We start from the raw sequence: 18,636 nt of genomic DNA, 5'->3' as shown, positions 1-18,636 counted from the left end.
TTTTCTCTCCACTCAGGCAGGATTCGGGATATCGATAAACGTCACGTCCAGATCAGTAGTCTCGTTCAGCCATTCGCTGAGCGCACGGATCCCGCCACGTTCGGTCGCGTGATGCCCGGCGGCATAGAAATGCAGCCCCTGCTCCCGCGCGGAGTGAATAGTTTGTTCGGACACTTCACCGGTAATAAACGCATCCACGCCAAAACGGGCGGCGCTGTCGATGAACCCCTGACCGCCACCGGTACACCAGGCGATGCGGATGACTTTTTCCGGCCCGGTGTCGCCACTCCACAGCGGTTTACGGCCAAGGCGGGCTTCGATCCACGAGGCCAGTTCGAGACCAGGCACGGCCATAGAGAGTTCCCCCCACGGCACCAGCGGCTCGATTTCGCCCATAATGTTAATGCCCAGCAACCCCGCGAGCTGGGCGTTGTTACCCAGCTCCGGGTGCGCATCCAGCGGCAGATGCCAGCCATACAGGTTGATGTCGTTTTCCAGCAGCGTTTTCAGGCGACGGCGCTTCATGCCGCTGATCACCGGTGATTCCCCTTTCCAGAAATACCCGTGATGCACGATGACCGCATCCGCCCGCAGACGAACGGCTTCATCCAGCAGCGCCTGGCTTGCCGTGACGCCAGTGACAATCTTACTGACTGTCTCGCGTCCTTCCACTTGCAGACCGTTAGGTGCGTAATCGCTGAACGCCCCGCTGTTAAGCTTTTCGTTAATCAGTTGCTCAAGCTCGGTGTTTTTCATCGTTACTCCTCTATCCACAAAACGATCCAAAATAAAAAAGTTTCACAGGCACACCATAGCGATCTCAGTCGTCCGCGACAACGGTTCGCGTCCCCTTTCTGGCGGCATCGTACGCCGCAAGCGTCGCCTCGCGCGCCCGTTTGTGATCGACGATTGGGCGAGGATAGTCAAGCGCCACCTGCGCGTTATCCGCCCACTGCCACGGCGTATGAATTGACACCGTCGGCACCGCCGCCAGTTCCGGGATCCAGCGGCGAATAAATTCACCCGCTTTATCAAATTTCTCCCCCTGAGTGGTGGGGTTAAAAATGCGGAAATAGGGTGCGGCGTCAGTGCCTGTGGAGGCCGCCCACTGCCAGCCGCCATTGTTTGCCGCCAGATCGCCGTCGATCAGTTGCGACATAAAATAGCGTTCCCCTTCCCGCCAGTCGATCAGCAGGTCTTTCACCAGAAAACTGGCGACGATCATCCGCAGGCGGTTATGCATCCAGCCCGTCGCATTTAGTTGGCGCATAGCCGCATCAACGATCGGAAACCCGGTCTCGCCGTTCTGCCACGCGGTGAACGCCGCATCGGGCGTTTTCCACTGTACGCTGTCCGTCCAGTCGATAAACGGCTGGTGTTTACATAACTGAGGATAACGGGTGATCAGATGGCGGTAGAACTCCCGCCAGATCAGCTCATTGAGCCAGACCGATCCTGTTCCCCCGTCCAGCGCGTCCGGGTGTGTTTTCAGCAGGCGATGCAGACACTGGCGCGGCGATAACACCCCCAGCGTCAGGCAGGCGGAAAGCCGACTGGTGCCGTCGATAGCCGGGAAATCGCGATCGGCCTCATAACGCGCCAGTGCGTGCTGGCAAAAATAACGCAACCGGGCCAGCGCGTGTTGTTCGTTAACCGGGAACGAATCGGCATCAAACGGCTGCTGCGGGTAATCCACCGTCACCGGCGCAAGCGTCCCGTTAAGTGCCCCACCCGCCCGGACTCCCGGGGCGTGATGGCAAAGCGGGAGATCATCGTGCAGGCGGCGCAAAAAGGCGTTTTTGAACGGCGTAAACACTTTGTACATCTCGTGATTGCCGGTGGTGACGCTGCCGGGCGCAAGCAGGACGCTGTCGTCAAAACCCTGACAGGTCACCTTTTCCAGCGCGCGCTCCACGGCGGCATCCCGCTGCCGTTCGTTGAATTCATACTGATAATTATAGAAAAGCGCGCTGACGTCGTGCGTAGCGCACAGGTCCTCAATCACCGTGACGCTGTCTGCAAAGGTGTCAGCCGTTTTCACCATCAGCGGAATGCCTCTTTCCGCCAGCGCCTGCTGTAGTGCGTTCAGATGGCTGACCAGAAAGGCGGCCTGGCGTGGTGCCATCTGATGTTGCCGCCACTGCGCCGGGGTGGCGATATACAGTGCCAGCACCCTGGCATCCTGTTGGCGGCAGGCGGCGGTGAGCGCCAGATTGTCATGCACGCGCAAATCCGCGCGAAACCAGACCAGATGAGTGGTCATACAACTCCTGAATTAGTGTTCATCGTGTAACCAGAACTCAAAATAGCGCTGGCTGCTCAGGTAAGCGTCAGGAAATTCAGACATATAGTGTTGAATGAGGGTGACGGGTGCAAGCAGCGGTTGCGTTCCCTGCCGGTAGTCGTCAATCACGGCGGCCAGCGTCTGACGCTGCGGCGAACTGAGGTGCGGACGAAAATAACCCTGCACATGCATCAGTACGTTGGTGTGATTATTGCGGGTGGCGGGAAGGGACAGGAGATCACTCAGGCGCTGGCGGTACTGGTGATAAAAATCGTCCAGCGAGGACCACTGCGCGATATCCGCAATAAAACGCCCGAGCTGTCGGTACGCTGGCTGTGAATGCGCCAGCAGCACCAGCTTGTAGCGGCTGTGAAAAGCCACCAGCGCGCCGCGCGTTAATCCCTGTTCCCTGAGCTCGTTAAGCTCCTGAAGCGCATAAGTACGCGCGTAAAAATTCTCACACATAGCGGCTCCCTTTCGGTGGTTACCCTAAGTGTAAACCGGGAAATAAAAAAAGCCGCCACCTGAGGTGACGGCTTTTGCATTGCTGTGTGTATCTTCGCTTAGTAAAAATCGCAGGTCGCTTTTTCGGCCTGATCCATCCACACCGGTTTATCACTGGTTTTTGACCAGACGCGATGCAGATAGCTGTAAAAACGGGCACGGTCTTTCCAGAACAGCATGACCGGCAGCGCAACAATCCCCGCCACCACGGCGAAAGTGCGACGCAGAAAAACAATATGTGCAGGATAGTCTTTATACAGTTCCATGATTCTCTCCCCTTTGGCTGTCCGGTAATGTTCACCGGTAAATGGGCTAAATGGTATCTGGCTAAAATAGTATCGCTTTGCCTGTAATTTTACTACTCATCCGACCACTTTTTTTTTGCGCGTTTAGCCTTTATTTACATTATTCCCGTAAATAAGTTACATAAAAGTTAAATTAATACTAACCATTAGTTAAATTGTGGTTTTTGTCATTTTTATACTTTTTTTACACCCGCCCCCGCGATTTTTGCGACATCTTTGCGCCGTGATTTCTACCATTCGGGTAATAACTCAAAGCCCCCGGAGGTGGATTGTGACTACAGGTGTAATAGCCGGCGTTGTGCTGGTTTTCCTGTTACTGGCGTATCTGGTGTATGCCTTAATTAATGCGGAGGCATTCTGATGGCCGCTCAGGGATTTTTACTGATTGCCGGTTTTTTACTGGTGCTGTTTATACTGTCGCGCCCGCTCGGTACGCTGCTGGCGCGCATGATCAACGATACCCCGCTGCCAGGGGTTGCCGGTGTGGAACGCGGGCTCTGGCGCCTGCTTGGCATTCGTTCACAGGAGATGGGCTGGCGCCAGTATCTGACCGCCCTGTTGCTGCTCAATATCTTTGGCATGACCATTCTGTTCTTGCTGCTGATGTTTCAGGGCGTGCTGCCGCTGAACCCGCAAAACCTGCCGGGCCTTTCCTGGCATCTGGCGCTCAACACCGCCGTTAGCTTTGTCTCGAATACCAACTGGCAGTCCTACTCTGGTGAAACCACCATGAGTTACCTGAGCCAGATGGCGGGACTGACGGTACAAAACTTTCTCTCTGCGGCCACCGGGATATCCGTGATCTTCGCCCTGACGCGTGCGTTTGCCCGCCACAGCGCAACCACACTCGGAAATGCCTGGGTGGATTTAACCCGCATCACGCTGTGGGTGCTATTGCCGTTGTCGCTTGTCATCGCGCTGTTTTTTATCCAGCAAGGCGCGCTGCAAAACCTCCTGCCGTACCAGCCATTCACGTCGCTCGAAGGGGCAAAACAGCTGCTGCCGATGGGCCCGGTCGCTTCGCAGGAAGCGATAAAAATGCTGGGGACCAACGGTGGCGGCTTCTTTAACGCGAACTCAGCGCACCCGTTCGAAAACCCGACGGCGCTGACCAACTTTGTGCAGATGCTGGCGATTTTCCTGATCCCCGCCGCGCTGTGCTTCGCCTTTGGCGATGCCGTGGGTGATCGCCGTCAGGGGCGCACCCTGCTGTGGGCAATGTCGATCATTTTCGTCGCTGCCGTGGCCGTGGTGATGTGGGCGGAAACGCAGGGTAACCCGCACCTGATGGCGCTGGGTGCGGACAGCAACATCAATATGGAAGGTAAAGAGAGCCGCTTTGGCATCCTCGCCAGCAGCCTGTTTGCGGTAATCACCACCGCCGCGTCCTGCGGTGCGGTGAACGCCATGCACGATTCCTTTACCGCGCTGGGCGGCATGGTGCCGATGTGGCTGATACAGATTGGCGAAGTGGTCTTCGGCGGCGTTGGCTCCGGGTTGTACGGCATGCTGCTGTTTGTGCTGCTGGCGGTGTTTATCGCCGGGCTGATGATCGGCCGTACGCCGGAATATCTCGGTAAAAAAATCGACGTGCGCGAAATGAAAATGACCGCGCTGGCGATTCTGGTGACGCCTGCACTGGTGCTGATCGGTACGGCGCTGGCAATGATGACCGATGCAGGACGCAGCGGCATGCTCAACCCCGGCACGCACGGTTTCAGCGAAGTGCTGTACGCCGTCTCTTCTGCCGCCAACAACAACGGCAGCGCCTTTGCCGGTCTGAGCGCCAACACCCCGTTCTGGAACTGTCTGCTGGCCTTCTGCATGTTCTTCGGTCGTTTCGCCGTCATTGTGCCGGTGATGGCGATTGCCGGTTCGCTGGTGACGAAAAAAATACAGCCGACCAGCACCGGGACGCTCCCGACGCACGGCGCGCTTTTTGTGGGGTTGTTGATCGGCACCATCCTGCTCGTGGGCGCGCTGACCTTCATTCCTGCGCTGGCGCTGGGGCCGGTCGCTGAACATCTCTCGTTATTTTAAGTCGTACGGAGCCTTATTTTATGAGTCGCAAACCCATGGCCCTGTTTGAACCCTCACTGGTTCGCCAGGCGCTGATCGATTCTGTTAAAAAACTGAGCCCTGCTGTCCAGTGGCGCAATCCGGTGATGTTTATCGTCTGGATCGGCAGCGTACTGACGACCGTACTGGCGATCGCCATGGCCACCGGCCATCTCACCGGCGACGCCTTCTTTACCGGCGCCGTCAGCCTGTGGCTGTGGTTTACCGTGCTGTTCGCCAACTTTGCGGAAGCGATGGCTGAAGGTCGCAGCAAGGCGCAGGCCAACAGCCTGCGCGGCGTGAAGAAAACCGCGTTCGCCCGTAAACTGCGCGCGCCACATCATGGCGCTCAGGTCGATCATGTTCCGGCGGGCGAGTTGCGTAAAGGCGACGTGGTGCTGGTCGAAGCCGGGGATATTATCCCCTGCGATGGTGAAGTCATTGAAGGCGGCGCCTCCGTTGACGAGAGCGCCATCACCGGGGAATCAGCACCGGTGATCCGCGAATCCGGGGGTGATTTCGCCTCGGTGACCGGCGGCACGCGCATTCTCTCCGACTGGCTGGTGGTGCAGTGCAGCGTTAACCCTGGCGAAACCTTCCTCGACAGAATGATCGCCATGGTCGAAGGCTCACAGCGACGCAAAACGCCGAACGAGATCGCGCTGACCATTTTACTGGTGGCGCTGACCATCGTCTTCCTGCTGGCGACCGCCACCATCTGGCCGTTCTCCACCTGGGGCGGCGCGGCGGTCAGTGTCACCGTGCTGGTGGCACTGCTGGTGTGTCTGATCCCGACCACTATCGGCGGTCTGCTGTCGGCGATTGGCGTCGCCGGGATGAGCCGGATGCTTGGCGCAAACGTGATCGCCACCAGCGGTCGCGCCGTAGAAGCCGCAGGTGACGTCGACGTTCTGCTGCTGGATAAAACCGGCACCATCACCCTCGGCAACCGTCAGGCCTCTGATTTTCTGCCCGCCAGAGGCACCGATGAACGCACGCTGGCCGATGCCGCGCAACTGGCGTCGCTGGCGGACGAAACGCCGGAAGGCCGTAGCATCGTGGTGCTCGCCAAACAGCGCTTTAACCTGCGTGAGCGCGACGTGCAACAACTGCACGCTACGTTCGTACCCTTCACCGCCCAGACGCGGATGAGCGGCATTAACATCGACAACCGCATGATCCGTAAAGGCTCTGTCGATGCGATTCGCCGCCACGTTGAAGCCAATAACGGCCACTTCCCGGCAGATGTTGATCAACTGGTGGAAAGCGTGGCGCGTCAGGGGGCGACGCCGCTGGTGGTCGTGGAAGGGGCGAATGTGCTTGGCGTGATCGCGCTGAAAGACATCGTCAAAGGCGGCATTAAGGAGCGTTTTGCCCAGTTGCGCAAAATGGGTATCAAAACGGTGATGATCACCGGCGACAACCGGCTGACCGCTGCGGCTATCGCCGCTGAAGCCGGGGTCGATGATTTTCTGGCCGAAGCCACACCGGAAGCCAAACTGGCGCTGATTCGCCAGTATCAGGCGGAAGGACGACTGGTAGCGATGACCGGTGACGGCACCAACGATGCGCCCGCGCTGGCGCAGGCCGATGTGGCGGTGGCGATGAACTCCGGGACCCAGGCGGCCAAAGAAGCGGGCAACATGGTGGATCTCGATTCCAACCCGACCAAGCTGATTGAAGTGGTGCACATCGGCAAACAGATGCTGATGACGCGCGGCTCGTTAACCACCTTCAGTATTGCCAACGACGTGGCGAAATACTTCGCCATTATTCCGGCAGCGTTCGCGGTGACTTACCCGCAACTGGGCGTACTGAACGTGATGCATCTGCACTCCCCGGCGTCAGCGATTTTAAGCGCTGTGATCTTTAACGCGTTGATCATCGTGTTCCTGATCCCGCTGGCGCTGAAAGGGGTGAGTTACAAACCGCTGACCGCGTCGGCAATGCTGCGCCGTAACCTGTGGATTTACGGTCTCGGCGGTCTGCTGGTGCCGTTTATCGGCATCAAAATTATCGATCTTCTGTTAACCCTGCTGGGTCTGGTGTGAGGAAATTACCATGTCATTAATACGACCGGCTTTTGTTTTACTGATTTTCCTGACGCTTATCACCGGCGGGCTCTACCCGCTGCTGACCACCGCGCTGGGTCAGTGGTGGTTTCAGGATCAGGCCACTGGTTCACTGATCCGTCAGGGGGATGTTCTTCGCGGCTCGCGGCTGATTGGTCAGAACTTCACCTCACCGGGCTATTTCCACGGGCGTCCGTCTGCCACGGCGGAGGCTCCCGATAACCCGATGGCTTCCGGCGGCAGCAATCTGGCGGTCAGCAATCCGGCGCAGGACAGCGCCATCGCCGATCGCGTGAAAGCGCTGCGTCTCGCCAACCCGGACGCTGCGGATCAGGTCCCGGTAGAACTGGTCACCGCCTCCGCCAGCGGGCTGGACAGCCAGCTCACACCTGACGCGGTGCTGTGGCAGGTACCGCGTGTTGCTCACGCGCGCCACCTTTCCGCAGAGCAACTCACGAAACTGGTGAAGAGCATGACCGAAGAACCGCTGGTCGGCGTTCTCGGGCAATCTGTGGTAAATATTAATGAGCTGAATATGGCACTGGATGCCCTGAAGGAAGAGTGAAATGACCGAAGAGCCACTGCGCCCGGATCCCGACCGTTTACTGGAGCAGACCGCCTCCCCCCATCGCGGTAAGCTGAAGATCTTCTTTGGCGCCTGCGCCGGGGTGGGGAAAACCTACGCCATGCTGGCGGAGGCACAACGGTTACGGGCGCAGGGGCTGGACATTTTAACTGGTGTCGTCGAAACCCATGGTCGCAAGGAAACCGCGGCCATGCTGACGGGGCTGGCGACGCAGCCGTTAAAGCGCATCGCTTACCGCGGGCGCTATGTCCTTGAATTCGATCTCGACGCCGCCCTTGCGCGGCGTCCGGCGTTAATTCTGATGGACGAACTGGCCCACAGTAATGCGCCGGGTTCCCGTCATCCGAAACGCTGGCAGGATGTGGAAGAACTGCTGGAAGCCGGTATCGACGTCTTCACCACCGTTAATGTTCAGCATCTGGAAAGCCTCAACGACGTGGTCAGCGGCGTGACCGGTATTCAGGTGCGCGAGACCGTGCCCGACCCGTTCTTTGATGCCGCCGACGAGGTGGTGCTGGTCGACTTACCGCCGGACGATCTGCGTCAGCGCCTGAATGAGGGCAAAGTGTATATCGGCGGTCAGGCTGAACGGGCGATTGAAAATTTCTTTCGCAAAGGCAACCTGATTGCCCTGCGCGAGCTGGCGCTGCGTCGTACCGCCGATCGCGTCGATGATCAAATGCGCGCCTGGCGAGACAGGCAGGGGCAGGAAAAAGTCTGGCATACCCGCGACGCCATCCTGCTGTGCATCGGTCATAACACCGGCAGCGAAAAACTGGTGCGTACTGCGGCGCGGCTGGCGGCGAAACTCGGCAGCGTCTGGCATGCGGTGTATGTGGAAACCCCTGCCCTGCACCGCCTGCCGGAAGAGCAGCGGCGGGCGATCCTCAGCGCGCTGACGCTGGCGCAAGAACTGGGGGCGGAAACCGCCACGCTTTCTGATCCTTCTGAAGATCGCGCTGTACTGCGCTACGCCCGCGAACATAATCTTGGCAAAATCGTTATTGGCCGCTACAGCAAACGCCGCTGGTTTAACCGCAGCGGCTTTGCCGACCGGCTTGCCGCGCATGCGCCGGATCTGGATCTGATGGTAGTGGCGCTGGACGAGAAGCCCGCGAATGTGCCGTCGCGCGCCAGCGATACCCGCCCCTGGCGGGAGAAATGGCGGGTACAACTGCGCGGTTGCGCGGTAGCGGTGGCCCTCTGCGCCATCATCACACTGGTGGCGTCGCAGTGGCTGACGACATTTGACGCCACAAACCTGGTGATGATCTACCTGATGGGCGTGGTGCTGGTCGCCCTGTTTTTCGGCCGCTGGCCGTCGGTGCTGGCGACCGTCATCAACGTCATGAGTTTTGACCTCTTCTTTGTGGCGCCCCGCGGCACGCTGGCGGTCTCGGATGTACAGTACCTGCTGACTTTCGGCGTGATGCTGACCGTCGGGCTGGTGATCGGTAACCTGACGGCAGGCGTTCGCTATCAGGCGCGTGTTGCCCGCTATCGTGAACAGCGCACCCGTCATCTGTATGAGATGTCAAAGGCGCTTGCCGTCGGTCGGAGCGTGACGGACATCGCCATCACCAGCGAGCAGTTTATTCAGTCCACCTTTGATGCCCGCAGCCAGGTACTGTTGCCGGATGCGAACGGGAAAATTGTGCCGCTGACACAGCAACAGGGCATGACGCCGTGGGACAGCGCCATCGCACGCTGGAGCTTTGACAAAGGGCTGCCCGCCGGAGCCGGGACGGATACGCTGCCCGGCGTGCCGTATCAGATTTTACCGCTCATCAGCGCCAACAAAACCCACGGGCTGGTGGTGGTCGAGCCGAGCAATCTGCGCCAGTTGATGATCCCGGAACAGCAACGTCTGCTGGAAACCTTTACCCTGCTGGTGGCGAACGCGCTGGAGCGGCTGTCGCTGACTGCCAGCGAAGAGCAGGCCCGCCTTGCCAGCGAGCGTGAAAGCATTCGTAACTCGTTGCTGGCGGCGCTGTCGCACGATTTACGCACCCCGCTGACGGTGCTGTTTGGTCAGGCGGAGATCCTGACGCTGGATCTCGCCAGCGAAGGCTCAAAACATGCGCCGCAGGCCAATGAAATTCGCCAGCATGTGCTGAATACCACCCGACTGGTGAACAATCTGCTCGACATGGCGCGCATCCAGTCCGGCGGGTTTAATCTGCGCAAAGAGTGGCTGACGCTGGAAGAAGTTGTAGGCAGCGCATTAAAAACGCTGGAGCCGGGTCTTGGTGGGCGTCATATCAACCTTTCCCTGCCTGATCCGCTGATGCTGGTTCACGTCGACGGGCCGCTGTTTGAACGCGTGCTGATAAACTTACTGGAAAACGCGGTGAAATATGCCGGGCACCATGCGCAGATGGGGATTACGGCAAAAACCGAAGGCAATAAGCTGCTGCTTGATGTGTGGGACGACGGTCCCGGCATTCCCGAGGGGCAGGAACAGGCGATTTTTGACAAGTTTGCCCGCGGCACGAAGGAGTCGGCGATCCCCGGCGTCGGGCTTGGGCTGGCTATCTGCCAGGCGATTGTCGATGTGCATGGCGGCACCATTTCGGCATGGAACCGTCCTGAAGGCGGCGCCTGTTTCCGTGTTACACTGCCGCTGGAGTCTCCTCCCGAACTGGACGATTTTCAGGAAGAACTGTGATTAACGTACTCATTGTTGAAGATGAACAGGCTATCCGACGCTTTCTGCGCACCGCGCTGGAAGCCGAAGAGATGCGCGTGTTTGAGGCCGACACTTTACAACGGGGTCTGATTGAAGCGGCAACCCGCAAGCCCGATCTGGTGATCCTTGATCTTGGCCTGCCGGATGGCGACGGCATCGACTTTATCCGCGACCTGCGCCAGTGGAGTCAGATCCCGGTGATTGTCCTGTCGGCCAGGGTGGAAGAGACGGACAAAATCGCCGCGCTGGATGCCGGAGCGGATGATTATCTCAGCAAACCGTTTGGCGTCGGAGAATTGCAGGCGCGTCTGCGCGTGGCGCTGCGTCGTCATGCCGGAGGGCAACAGAGCGAGCCGTTGATTCATTTCGCTGATGTCGAGGTCGATCTCGTCTCGCGGCATATTGTCCGTGGCGGCGAAGAAATTCACCTCACCCCCATTGAGTTTCGTTTGCTTGCGGTTTTACTCAATAATCCGGGAAAAGTGTTGACCCAACGCCAACTGTTAAATCAGGTCTGGGGACCCAATGCGATTGAACATAGCCATTATTTGCGTATTTATATGGGTCACCTGAGACAGAAACTGGAAGCTGATCCCGCACGGCCACAGCATTTATTGACAGAAACCGGCATCGGCTATCGTTTTATATTTTGAATAACTATTCATTTTAATCATCGATCACCTTCTTTTTTATTTCATTCTAAATTCACTCACCGCTCAAATTAATTTTTGTCGCAGTGAGTTATCATATTAAATAGATAAAAGAACAATCTATTTACAAAAAAGTCACAATACAGCAGATTGACCTGCGATATGCATAAGTAGTGACTAATTATTTCTGCAATGATCGATATTTATTGATCTCGTTCACAGATTAAGCCGCGTTCCTGGATAAAATGGCTATACCTTCAGTTAATCAGTGAAAGGTACATATCATGGAAAACAATAACCGAATGATGCCCCACATAAGGCGGACAACACATATTATGATGTTTGCCCACCGTAACAGCTTTGATTTTCACTTCTTTAATGCCCGGTAGTCATCCGACTACGACGGGCGCTTCAGCATACAGGTCATCCTGAATCCTCGTTAATGCAGGCACACGCCTGTAGCTCACTGCGCTCATCCGAATAGATCCTTTATTTCCAGCAACCGGGCTGGCGGGATTTATTGCATCTAAAAAAAAGCAACCTACTGATTTATTCATCAGCGGAGTGGTATTGCTTTTTTCCGGAATAATCAGTTTCTCATTAGGGAAATTGAGGACCTGTTATTACCTGAAATTAAAGAGATTAAAAATGACTGAATTAAAAATCGCGGTTAGCCGTACTTGCCCTGACTGTTTTTCAACTCAGCGCAGCATTGTAAATACTTCTGAAACCGATTTTATCGACGTAGCCGCCGTGGTACTGACTATCGAAGATGTCGAATGTGGCATGCTCGATAAATTAAATTCCACTGGCTATAACATCCCGGTATTTATTTCTATTAATAGAGATGAAGTGGTCCCGTCAGAATATCTGTCACGTGTCCAGGGCGTGTTCGAACACGACGAGACCCGCAACGAGTTTTATGGTCGCCAGCTGGAAGCGGCGGCAGTGAAATATGAAACTCAGCTGCGCCCGCCGTTCTTCCGTGCGCTGGTCGATTACGTGAAGCAAGGCAACAGCGCCTTTGACTGCCCGGGGCACCAGGGCGGCGAATTCTTCCGTCGTCACCCGGCCGGTAACCAGTTCGTTGAATTCTTCGGCGAAACTCTGTTCCGCTCTGACCTGTGCAACGCTGACGTGGCAATGGGCGACCTGCTAATTCACGAAGGTGCGCCGTGCATCGCACAGCAGCACGCGGCAAAAGTATTTAACGCCGATAAAACCTACTTCGTACTGAACGGCACCTCCTCCTCAAACAAAGTGGTACTGAATGCGCTGCTGACCCCGGGCGACCTGGTGCTGTTCGACCGTAACAACCACAAATCCAACCACCACGGTGCGTTGCTGCAGGCTGGTGCGACACCGATTTACCTGGAAACTGCACGTAACCCGTACGGCTTCATTGGTGGTATCGATGCGCACTGCTTTGAAGAAGAGTATCTGCGTAATCTGGTCAACGAAGTGGCGCCGAAACGTGCACACGATGCCCGTCCGTTCCGCCTCGCGGTGATCCAGTTAGGTACCTATGACGGCACCATTTATAACGCCCGTCAGGTGGTGGATAAAATTGGTCACCTCTGCGACTACATCCTGTTTGACTCCGCGTGGGTGGGCTACGAGCAGTTCATCCCGATGATGGCGGATTGTTCCCCGCTGCTGCTGGATCTGAACGAAAACGATCCGGGTATCCTGGTAACGCAGTCCGTTCACAAACAGCAGGCTGGCTTCTCGCAGACCTCGCAGATCCATAAAAAAGACAGCCATATCAAAGGCCAGTCCCGTTACGTTCCGCATAAACGCCTTAACAACGCCTTTATGATGCACGCGTCCACCAGCCCGTTCTACCCACTGTTTGCCGCCCTGGATATCAACGCCAAAATGCATGAAGGCGAAAGCGGCCGCAACATGTGGATGGACTGCGTGGTTAACGGCGTCAATGCCCGTAAGATGATCCTCGACAGCTGTAAACACATTCGCCCGTTCGTACCGGCGATGGTCGACGGCAAACCATGGCAGTCTTACGATGCCGCGACCATTTCCAGCGACCTGCGTTTCTTCCAGTTTGGTCCTGGCGAACGCTGGCATGCCTTTGAAGGTTATGCCGCGAATCAGTACTTCGTTGATCCATGCAAACTGCTGCTCACTACCCCTGGCATCAATACCGCCAGTGGCGAATATGAGTCGTTTGGCGTTCCGGCGACCATCCTTGCCAACTTCCTGCGTGAAAATGGCGTGGTTCCGGAAAAATGCGACCTCAACTCCATCCTGTTCCTGCTGACCCCGGCTGAAGATATGGCCAAGTTGCAGCAACTGGTCGCGCATCTGGTTCGTTTCGAGAAACTGCTGGAATCCGATGCGCCGCTGAAGGATGTTCTGCCGTCTATCTATAATCAACACAAAGAGCGTTATGCCGGTTATACCCTGCGCCAGCTGTGTCAGGAGATGCACAATCTGTACGCTCGTCACAACGTTAAGCAGTTGCAAAAAGAGATGTTCCGTAAATCACACTTCCCGCGCGTCAGCATGAATCCACAGGAAGCCAACTACGCCTACCTTCGTGGCGAAGTTGACCTTGTGCCGCTGCCGCAAGCCGAAGGACGCATTGCCGCTGAAGGCGCACTTCCTTACCCGCCGGGCGTGCTGTGTGTCGTCCCGGGCGAAGTCTGGGGTGGTGCCGTTCTGCAGTATTTCACAGCTCTGGAAGAAGGTATCAACCTGCTGCCTGGCTTCGCGCCAGAACTGCAAGGGGTCTATATCCAGGAACATGAAGGTCGCAAAGCGGTGTGGTGCTACGTCATCGCACCTCGCGACACCAAAGGGGAAAAATTATGAGTGGTAAATCCAATAAGATGGGCGTTATACAGCTCACGATCCTGACGATAGTGAACATGATGGGCTCCGGCATCATCATGTTACCCACCAAGCTGGCAGAAGTGGGGACCATCTCCATCATCTCCTGGCTGGTGACTGCGGTAGGATCGACGGCGCTGGCGTATGCTTTCGCAAAATGCGGGATGTTCAGCCGCAAATCCGGCGGGATGGGCGGTTATGCCGAGTATGCTTTCGGCAAATCCGGTAACTTTATGGCGAACTACACCTATGGCGTATCTCTGTTGATCGCCAACGTGGCTATCGCCATCTCCGCTGTAGGCTACGGCACCGAATTGTTCGGTGCCACCCTGTCGCCGGTGCAGATTGCACTGGCCACTATCGGGGTGCTGTGGCTGTGTACTGTCGCTAACTTCGGCGGTGCGCGCATCACCGGTCAGATCAGTAGCGTGACCGTGTGGGGGGTTATTATCCCGGTTGTGGGTCTGTGCGTTATCGGCTGGTTCTGGTTCAGCCCGACCCTGTACGCCAACTCCTGGAACCCGCATAACGTGCCGTTCTTCAGTGCTGTGGGCTCGTCCATCGCCATGACGCTGTGGGCTTTCCTCGGTCTGGAATCCGCCTGTGCCAACATGGACGTGGTGGAAAACCCGGAACGTAACGTGCCGATCGCTGTACTGGGCGGTACGCTGGGTGCGGCGGTGATTTACATCGTCTCCACCAACGTAATTGCCGGTATCGTGCCGAACATGGATCTGGCGAACTCTACCGCACCGTTCGGTCTGGCGTTCGCGCAGATGTTCACCCCGGAAGTCGGTAAAGTGATCATGGGTCTGATGGTAATGTCCTGCTGCGGCTCACTGCTCGGCTGGCAGTTCACCATCGCGCAGGTATTTAAATCTTCTGCGGATGAAGGCTACTTCCCGAGAATCTTCTCCCATGTTTCTAAAGCGAATGCACCGCTGAAGGGGATGCTGGCTATCGTTATCCTGCAGTCTGTGTTGTCACTGATGACCATTAGCCCGTCGTTGAACAGCCAGTTCAACGTGCTGGTTAACCTGGCGGTGGTGACTAACATCATTCCTTACATTCTGTCGATGGCCGCACTGGTCATTATCCAGAAAGTGGCGAATGTGGATGCAGGTAAAGCCCGTACCGCAAACGTGGTGGCATTTATCGGTGCCCTGTACAGCTTCTACGCACTTTACTCTTCCGGCGAAGAAGCCATGCTGTGGGGCGCGCTGGCGACCTTCCTCGGCTGGACCCTGTACGGCCTGGTGTCCCCGCGCTTCGAACTGAAAAACAAACACAGTTAATCTGTTCCCCCGGTAGCGGCAATGCCGCTGCCGTCATCACATAAAACAAAACAGGCTCCTTGCGGAGCCTGTTCTTTTTTACGCGTTTTTCAGCACTTCGCTGACAATTTCTACCGCTTCTTTCTCAATTTTGCGGCGATGTTCTTCGCCGAGGAAACTTTCGCAATAGATTTTGTACGCATCTTCCGTGCCTGACGGACGCGCGGCAAACCAGCCGTTGTCAGTCATCACTTTCAGACCGCCGATGGACGCCCCGTTGCCCGGTGCCGCCGTCAGACGTGCGGTGATCGGGTCACCGGCCAGCGTGCTGGCGCTCACCATTTCCGGCGACAGTTTAGACAGCGCGGCTTTCTGCGCGGACGTTGCCGCCGCCTGCAGACGGTTGTAGCTCGGCGCACCAAAACGCTGGGCCAGTTCATCGTAATGCTGCTGCGGGTTCTTACCGGTTACCGCGGTGATTTCAGCCGCCAGCAGACACATGATGATGCCGTCTTTATCCGTCGACCATGGCGTGCCGTCGAAACGCAGGAAAGAGGCCCCTGCACTCTCTTCGCCACCGAAGCCGAAGCTGCCATCGAACAGGCCGTCAACGAACCATTTGAAACCGACCGGCACTTCCACCAGTTTGCGGCCCAGGTCGTTGACCACGCGGTCAATCATTGCAGAAGAGACCAGCGTCTTACCGACAGCCACCTCTTTGCCCCACTGCGGGCGATGCCGGAACAGGTAGTTAATCGCCACCGCCAGGTAATGGTTCGGGTTCATCAGCCCTGCCGGGGTGACGATGCCGTGACGGTCATAATCCGGGTCATTAGCAAACGCCAGGTCGAACTTGTCGCGCAGTGCCAGCAGACCCGCCATCGCGCACTCGGAGGAGCAGTCCATACGGATAGCGCCGTCTTTGTCGAGGTGCATAAAGCGGAAGGTCTGATCGACCTGATCGTTAACGATGGTCAGATCAAGCTTGTAGTATTCAGCAATGCGTTTCCAGTATTCGATCCCGGAGCCGCCGAGCGGATCAACGCCCAGCTTCAGGCCCGCTTTCTGGATAGCCGCCATGTCGACGATATCCGCGAGACCTTCAACAAACGGCTGCACCAGATCCAGCGCCTTCACGCGACCGCTTTTCCAGGCTTCATCCAGCGTAACGCGTTTCACGTCTTTCAGACCGTTCGCCAGCAACTGGTTTGCGCGGTCTTCAACCACTTTCGTGACGTTCGTGTCCGCCGGGCCGCCGTTTGGCGGGTTGTACTTGATGCCACCGTCTTCCGGTGGGTTATGTGACGGCGTAATCACGATACCGTCCGCCTGCGCGCCACCTTTTTTGTTGTGAACCAGAATGGCGTTAGAGACGGCAGGCGTCGGCGTAAAGCCGTTCTCTTCCTGCACGATGATATCAACGCCGTTCGCGGCCAGCACTTCAAGCACCGAAATGAACGCCGGTTCCGACAGCGCGTGTGTGTCCTTACCCACAAAGCACGGTCCGGTGATACCATTTTTAGCGCGATCTTCAGCGATAGCCTGAGCAATCGCCAGAATATGCTGTTCGTTAAAGCTGTGACGCCCGGCGCTGCCACGGTGGCCGGACGTACCGAATTTCACCGCATGTTCAACATTGTTAACATCCGGTTTCAGCACATAGTACTGAGATGTCAGCTGAGCGACGTTAATCAAATCACTCTGTTGTGCAGGCTGACCTGCACGCGGATGGTTTGCCATTGCCTGGTCCTTCTTATGCAAGGGTTAAATTGTGCCGCAAACCTTTTCAATCAATTCCGCGGGGAACTGCATTGATTGCATGATGTGTTCTATCATGCTGCATTTACGGCCCGTATTGGTGTTGGTTATCACCCAGTATGGCGTATCAGGAACCTGTTTGGGTTTTGTTTGATTGCCATTTTTCAGCAGCGTTTGCTCGTCCGCGGCGAAATACACCCGGGTACGACCGTGGAGCGATTCCGTTGCATCGGTAAACGCGTTGTTGTCCAGCGACCAGAGCGTGGAGAGCACCAGCATAAAGCGGTTTACCGCTTTCTTTTGTTCTGCGTATTCATCAGAAAGCAGCAGCTCGCGCATGGCGCGGACCTTGTCTTTCGTCAGGCTGGCAGGCTTAGCGTCGGTGACCGGCGCCGGAGCGGTTGCGGGTGCTGAAACCGTGTGGGTGGCAGGAGCAGCAGTTTGCGTTACGGCGGAAAACTTGAGCATACGCCGTAAAATGTCGGATGCGGTCTCGCCAATGTGCTGCGTGTGGCTGGCAATATAGCGATAGAGTTCGTCATCAACTTCGATCGTTTTCATCTTAATCCAGTGATATATCTTTTCTGAATACAAGTCGTTGGGATTATAAGTACAAAACCCAACCGCGGATAGCGTCAAACCAGGATGGCGGCAAAAATCCAGATTAGTTACTGATCTTGCCGCCGGGCGGCAGAATGTTCACCATGATACCCTAACCCGACAGAGCGAAATAAAGAACTTTACTATGATTTTGAATACCCGAGCGCAAACTGCACAGAACCCGCACAAGAATTCTCCCCTCCTCCTGGTACATGGCCTGTTTGGCAGCCTCGACAACCTTGGCGTGCTGGCGCGCGACCTGGTGAGCGACCATGATGTTTATCAGGTTGATATGCGCAACCACGGCCTGTCGCCACGGTCAGAGGTCATGGATTACCCGGCAATGGCACAGGATCTGCTCGACACGCTGGACGAGTACCATCTGGAAAAGGCGATTGTTGTCGGCCATTCGATGGGCGGCAAAGCCGCGATGGCGTTGACTGCGCTGGCCCCGTCGCGCGTGGAAAAGCTGGTCGCCATTGACATTGCGCCAGTGGATTATCAGGTGCGTCGCCATGATGAGATCTTCGCCGCCATTAATGCGGTTACCGATGCAGGCGCCACAACGCGCCAGCAGGCAGCCAGCGTGATGCGCGAGCAGTTAAAAGAAGAAGGCGTGATTCAGTTTCTGCTGAAATCCTTTGTCGATGGCGAGTGGCGGTTCAACGTGCCGGTGCTGTGGCAGCAGTATCCGCATATCGTCGGCTGGGAAACCATTCCGGCGTGGGATCACCCGGCCCTGTTCATTCCCGGCGGCAACTCGCCTTACGTTACCGAAGCCTACCGCGAGGCATTACTCTCTCAGTTCCCGCAGGCGCGGGCGCATGTGATTGCCGGTGCGGGCCATTGGGTACATGCGGAAAAACCTGACGCGGTGCTGCGTGCCATTCGCCGCTACCTTGCCGACGCCTGAATGCTTAAAAACTCAGCGACCGCGCGCCAGAATGGCTGCGGTCGTTGGCGTGGGGGTTTCGCTGATGTATGATGGCGCGCTATCCATCCGGGC

General features: G+C 56.7%; 15 protein-coding genes and 1 pseudogene. 10 read left to right on the top strand and 6 right to left on the bottom strand.

Annotated features, from left to right (window positions below; all coding sequences use genetic code 11):
* Nucleotides 1–12: 12 nt before the first annotated feature.
* From AOY23_RS12395 to AOY23_RS12380, 4 genes and pseudogenes are all read right to left on the bottom strand, one after another.
* Nucleotides 13–756 (bottom strand): type 2 GTP cyclohydrolase I, encoded by a 744-nt coding sequence (locus AOY23_RS12395; protein ID WP_054179921.1) that lies wholly within the window; start codon nucleotides 754–756, stop codon nucleotides 13–15.
* Nucleotides 757–820: 64 nt separating this feature from the next.
* A complete protein-coding gene (gene phrB / locus AOY23_RS12390) occupies nucleotides 821–2,263 on the bottom strand; it encodes a deoxyribodipyrimidine photo-lyase (RefSeq protein ID WP_054179920.1) in 1,443 nt (480 codons plus the stop codon).
* Nucleotides 2,264–2,275: 12 nt separating this feature from the next.
* Nucleotides 2,276–2,752 (bottom strand): annotated as a pseudogene (locus AOY23_RS12385) (DUF1722 domain-containing protein); the annotation flags it as partial.
* Between the two features lie 95 nt (nucleotides 2,753–2,847).
* Nucleotides 2,848–3,054, bottom strand: a complete 207-nt coding sequence (locus AOY23_RS12380) for a YbfA family protein (protein ID WP_054179918.1) — start codon at nucleotides 3,052–3,054, stop codon at nucleotides 2,848–2,850.
* A gap of 310 nt (nucleotides 3,055–3,364) precedes the next feature.
* Here AOY23_RS12380 and kdpF point away from each other — a divergent pair, with 310 nt between their 5' ends.
* The 9 genes from kdpF (at nucleotide 3,365) to potE (ending at nucleotide 15,293) form a co-directional block, all read left to right on the top strand.
* Nucleotides 3,365–3,454 carry a K(+)-transporting ATPase subunit F gene (gene kdpF, locus AOY23_RS22335; RefSeq protein ID WP_081005628.1) on the top strand — a complete coding sequence of 30 codons (90 nt, stop codon included), beginning with the start codon at nucleotides 3,365–3,367 and terminating at the stop codon, nucleotides 3,452–3,454.
* Complete coding sequence (gene kdpA / locus AOY23_RS12375; RefSeq protein WP_054179917.1) at nucleotides 3,454–5,133, top strand: potassium-transporting ATPase subunit KdpA; 1,680 nt, start codon at nucleotides 3,454–3,456, stop codon at nucleotides 5,131–5,133. Before kdpF ends, kdpA begins: the two co-directional genes overlap by 1 nt.
* A 20-nt stretch (nucleotides 5,134–5,153) precedes the next feature.
* The gene (gene kdpB, locus AOY23_RS12370; protein WP_054179916.1) at nucleotides 5,154–7,202 is read left to right on the top strand and encodes a potassium-transporting ATPase subunit KdpB; all 2,049 of its coding nucleotides are present in this window, start codon (nucleotides 5,154–5,156) and stop codon (nucleotides 7,200–7,202) included.
* 10 nt (nucleotides 7,203–7,212) lie between these two features.
* Entirely contained in the window at nucleotides 7,213–7,788 is a 576-nt protein-coding gene (gene kdpC / locus AOY23_RS12365; protein WP_054179915.1) for a potassium-transporting ATPase subunit KdpC, read from the top strand.
* 1 nt (nucleotide 7,789) lies between these two features.
* Nucleotides 7,790–10,477, top strand: coding sequence for a two-component system sensor histidine kinase KdpD (gene kdpD / locus AOY23_RS12360; protein WP_054179914.1), 2,688 nt, complete (start codon nucleotides 7,790–7,792; stop codon nucleotides 10,475–10,477).
* A complete protein-coding gene (gene kdpE, locus AOY23_RS12355) occupies nucleotides 10,474–11,151 on the top strand; it encodes a two-component system response regulator KdpE (RefSeq protein ID WP_054179913.1) in 678 nt (225 codons plus the stop codon). The genes kdpD and kdpE overlap by 4 nt, the downstream gene beginning before the upstream one ends.
* A gap of 281 nt (nucleotides 11,152–11,432) precedes the next feature.
* The gene (gene speFL / locus AOY23_RS22585) at nucleotides 11,433–11,537 is read left to right on the top strand and encodes a leader peptide SpeFL (RefSeq protein WP_006819052.1); all 105 of its coding nucleotides are present in this window, start codon (nucleotides 11,433–11,435) and stop codon (nucleotides 11,535–11,537) included.
* Nucleotides 11,538–11,796: 259 nt separating this feature from the next.
* Nucleotides 11,797–13,980, top strand: coding sequence for an ornithine decarboxylase SpeF (gene speF / locus AOY23_RS12350; protein WP_054179912.1), 2,184 nt, complete (start codon nucleotides 11,797–11,799; stop codon nucleotides 13,978–13,980).
* The gene (gene potE / locus AOY23_RS12345) at nucleotides 13,974–15,293 is read left to right on the top strand and encodes a putrescine-ornithine antiporter (RefSeq protein WP_152958543.1); all 1,320 of its coding nucleotides are present in this window, start codon (nucleotides 13,974–13,976) and stop codon (nucleotides 15,291–15,293) included. The genes speF and potE overlap by 7 nt, the downstream gene beginning before the upstream one ends.
* Before the next feature lie 78 nt (nucleotides 15,294–15,371).
* On the opposite strand, the gene pgm is transcribed toward potE, so the two are convergent.
* Complete coding sequence (pgm, locus tag AOY23_RS12340) at nucleotides 15,372–17,012, bottom strand: phosphoglucomutase (alpha-D-glucose-1,6-bisphosphate-dependent) (protein WP_054179910.1); 1,641 nt, start codon at nucleotides 17,010–17,012, stop codon at nucleotides 15,372–15,374.
* A gap of 24 nt (nucleotides 17,013–17,036) precedes the next feature.
* A complete protein-coding gene (gene seqA / locus AOY23_RS12335; protein WP_054179909.1) occupies nucleotides 17,037–17,591 on the bottom strand; it encodes a replication initiation negative regulator SeqA in 555 nt (184 codons plus the stop codon).
* Between the two features lie 184 nt (nucleotides 17,592–17,775).
* Here seqA and ybfF point away from each other — a divergent pair, with 184 nt between their 5' ends.
* Nucleotides 17,776–18,543: an esterase gene (gene ybfF, locus AOY23_RS12330; RefSeq protein ID WP_054179908.1), complete on the top strand. Its 768-nt coding sequence runs from the start codon at nucleotides 17,776–17,778 to the stop codon at nucleotides 18,541–18,543.
* Nucleotides 18,544–18,636: the final 93 nt, after the last annotated feature.

It is taken from the genome of Trabulsiella odontotermitis (assembly GCF_001297775.1).
Taxonomy (GTDB): domain Bacteria; phylum Pseudomonadota; class Gammaproteobacteria; order Enterobacterales; family Enterobacteriaceae; genus Trabulsiella; species Trabulsiella odontotermitis.
The sequence above is the reverse complement of the archived record's forward strand: the minus strand, read 5'-3'. Positions and strand labels throughout refer to the sequence as shown.

Coding starts and splice junctions, on each gene's coding strand:
- seqA (WP_054179909.1), bottom strand. CDS start 17,591: ATGAAAACGATCGAAGTTGATGACGAACTCTATCGCTATATTGCCAGC.
- speF (WP_054179912.1), top strand. CDS start 11,797: ATGACTGAATTAAAAATCGCGGTTAGCCGTACTTGCCCTGACTGTTTT.
- phrB (WP_054179920.1), bottom strand. CDS start 2,263: ATGACCACTCATCTGGTCTGGTTTCGCGCGGATTTGCGCGTGCATGAC.
- AOY23_RS12380 (WP_054179918.1), bottom strand. CDS start 3,054: ATGGAACTGTATAAAGACTATCCTGCACATATTGTTTTTCTGCGTCGC.
- ybfF (WP_054179908.1), top strand. CDS start 17,776: ATGATTTTGAATACCCGAGCGCAAACTGCACAGAACCCGCACAAGAAT.
- speFL (WP_006819052.1), top strand. CDS start 11,433: ATGGAAAACAATAACCGAATGATGCCCCACATAAGGCGGACAACACAT.
- pgm (WP_054179910.1), bottom strand. CDS start 17,012: ATGGCAAACCATCCGCGTGCAGGTCAGCCTGCACAACAGAGTGATTTG.
- kdpC (WP_054179915.1), top strand. CDS start 7,213: ATGTCATTAATACGACCGGCTTTTGTTTTACTGATTTTCCTGACGCTT.
- kdpB (WP_054179916.1), top strand. CDS start 5,154: ATGAGTCGCAAACCCATGGCCCTGTTTGAACCCTCACTGGTTCGCCAG.
- kdpD (WP_054179914.1), top strand. CDS start 7,790: ATGACCGAAGAGCCACTGCGCCCGGATCCCGACCGTTTACTGGAGCAG.
- kdpA (WP_054179917.1), top strand. CDS start 3,454: ATGGCCGCTCAGGGATTTTTACTGATTGCCGGTTTTTTACTGGTGCTG.
- AOY23_RS12395 (WP_054179921.1), bottom strand. CDS start 756: ATGAAAAACACCGAGCTTGAGCAACTGATTAACGAAAAGCTTAACAGC.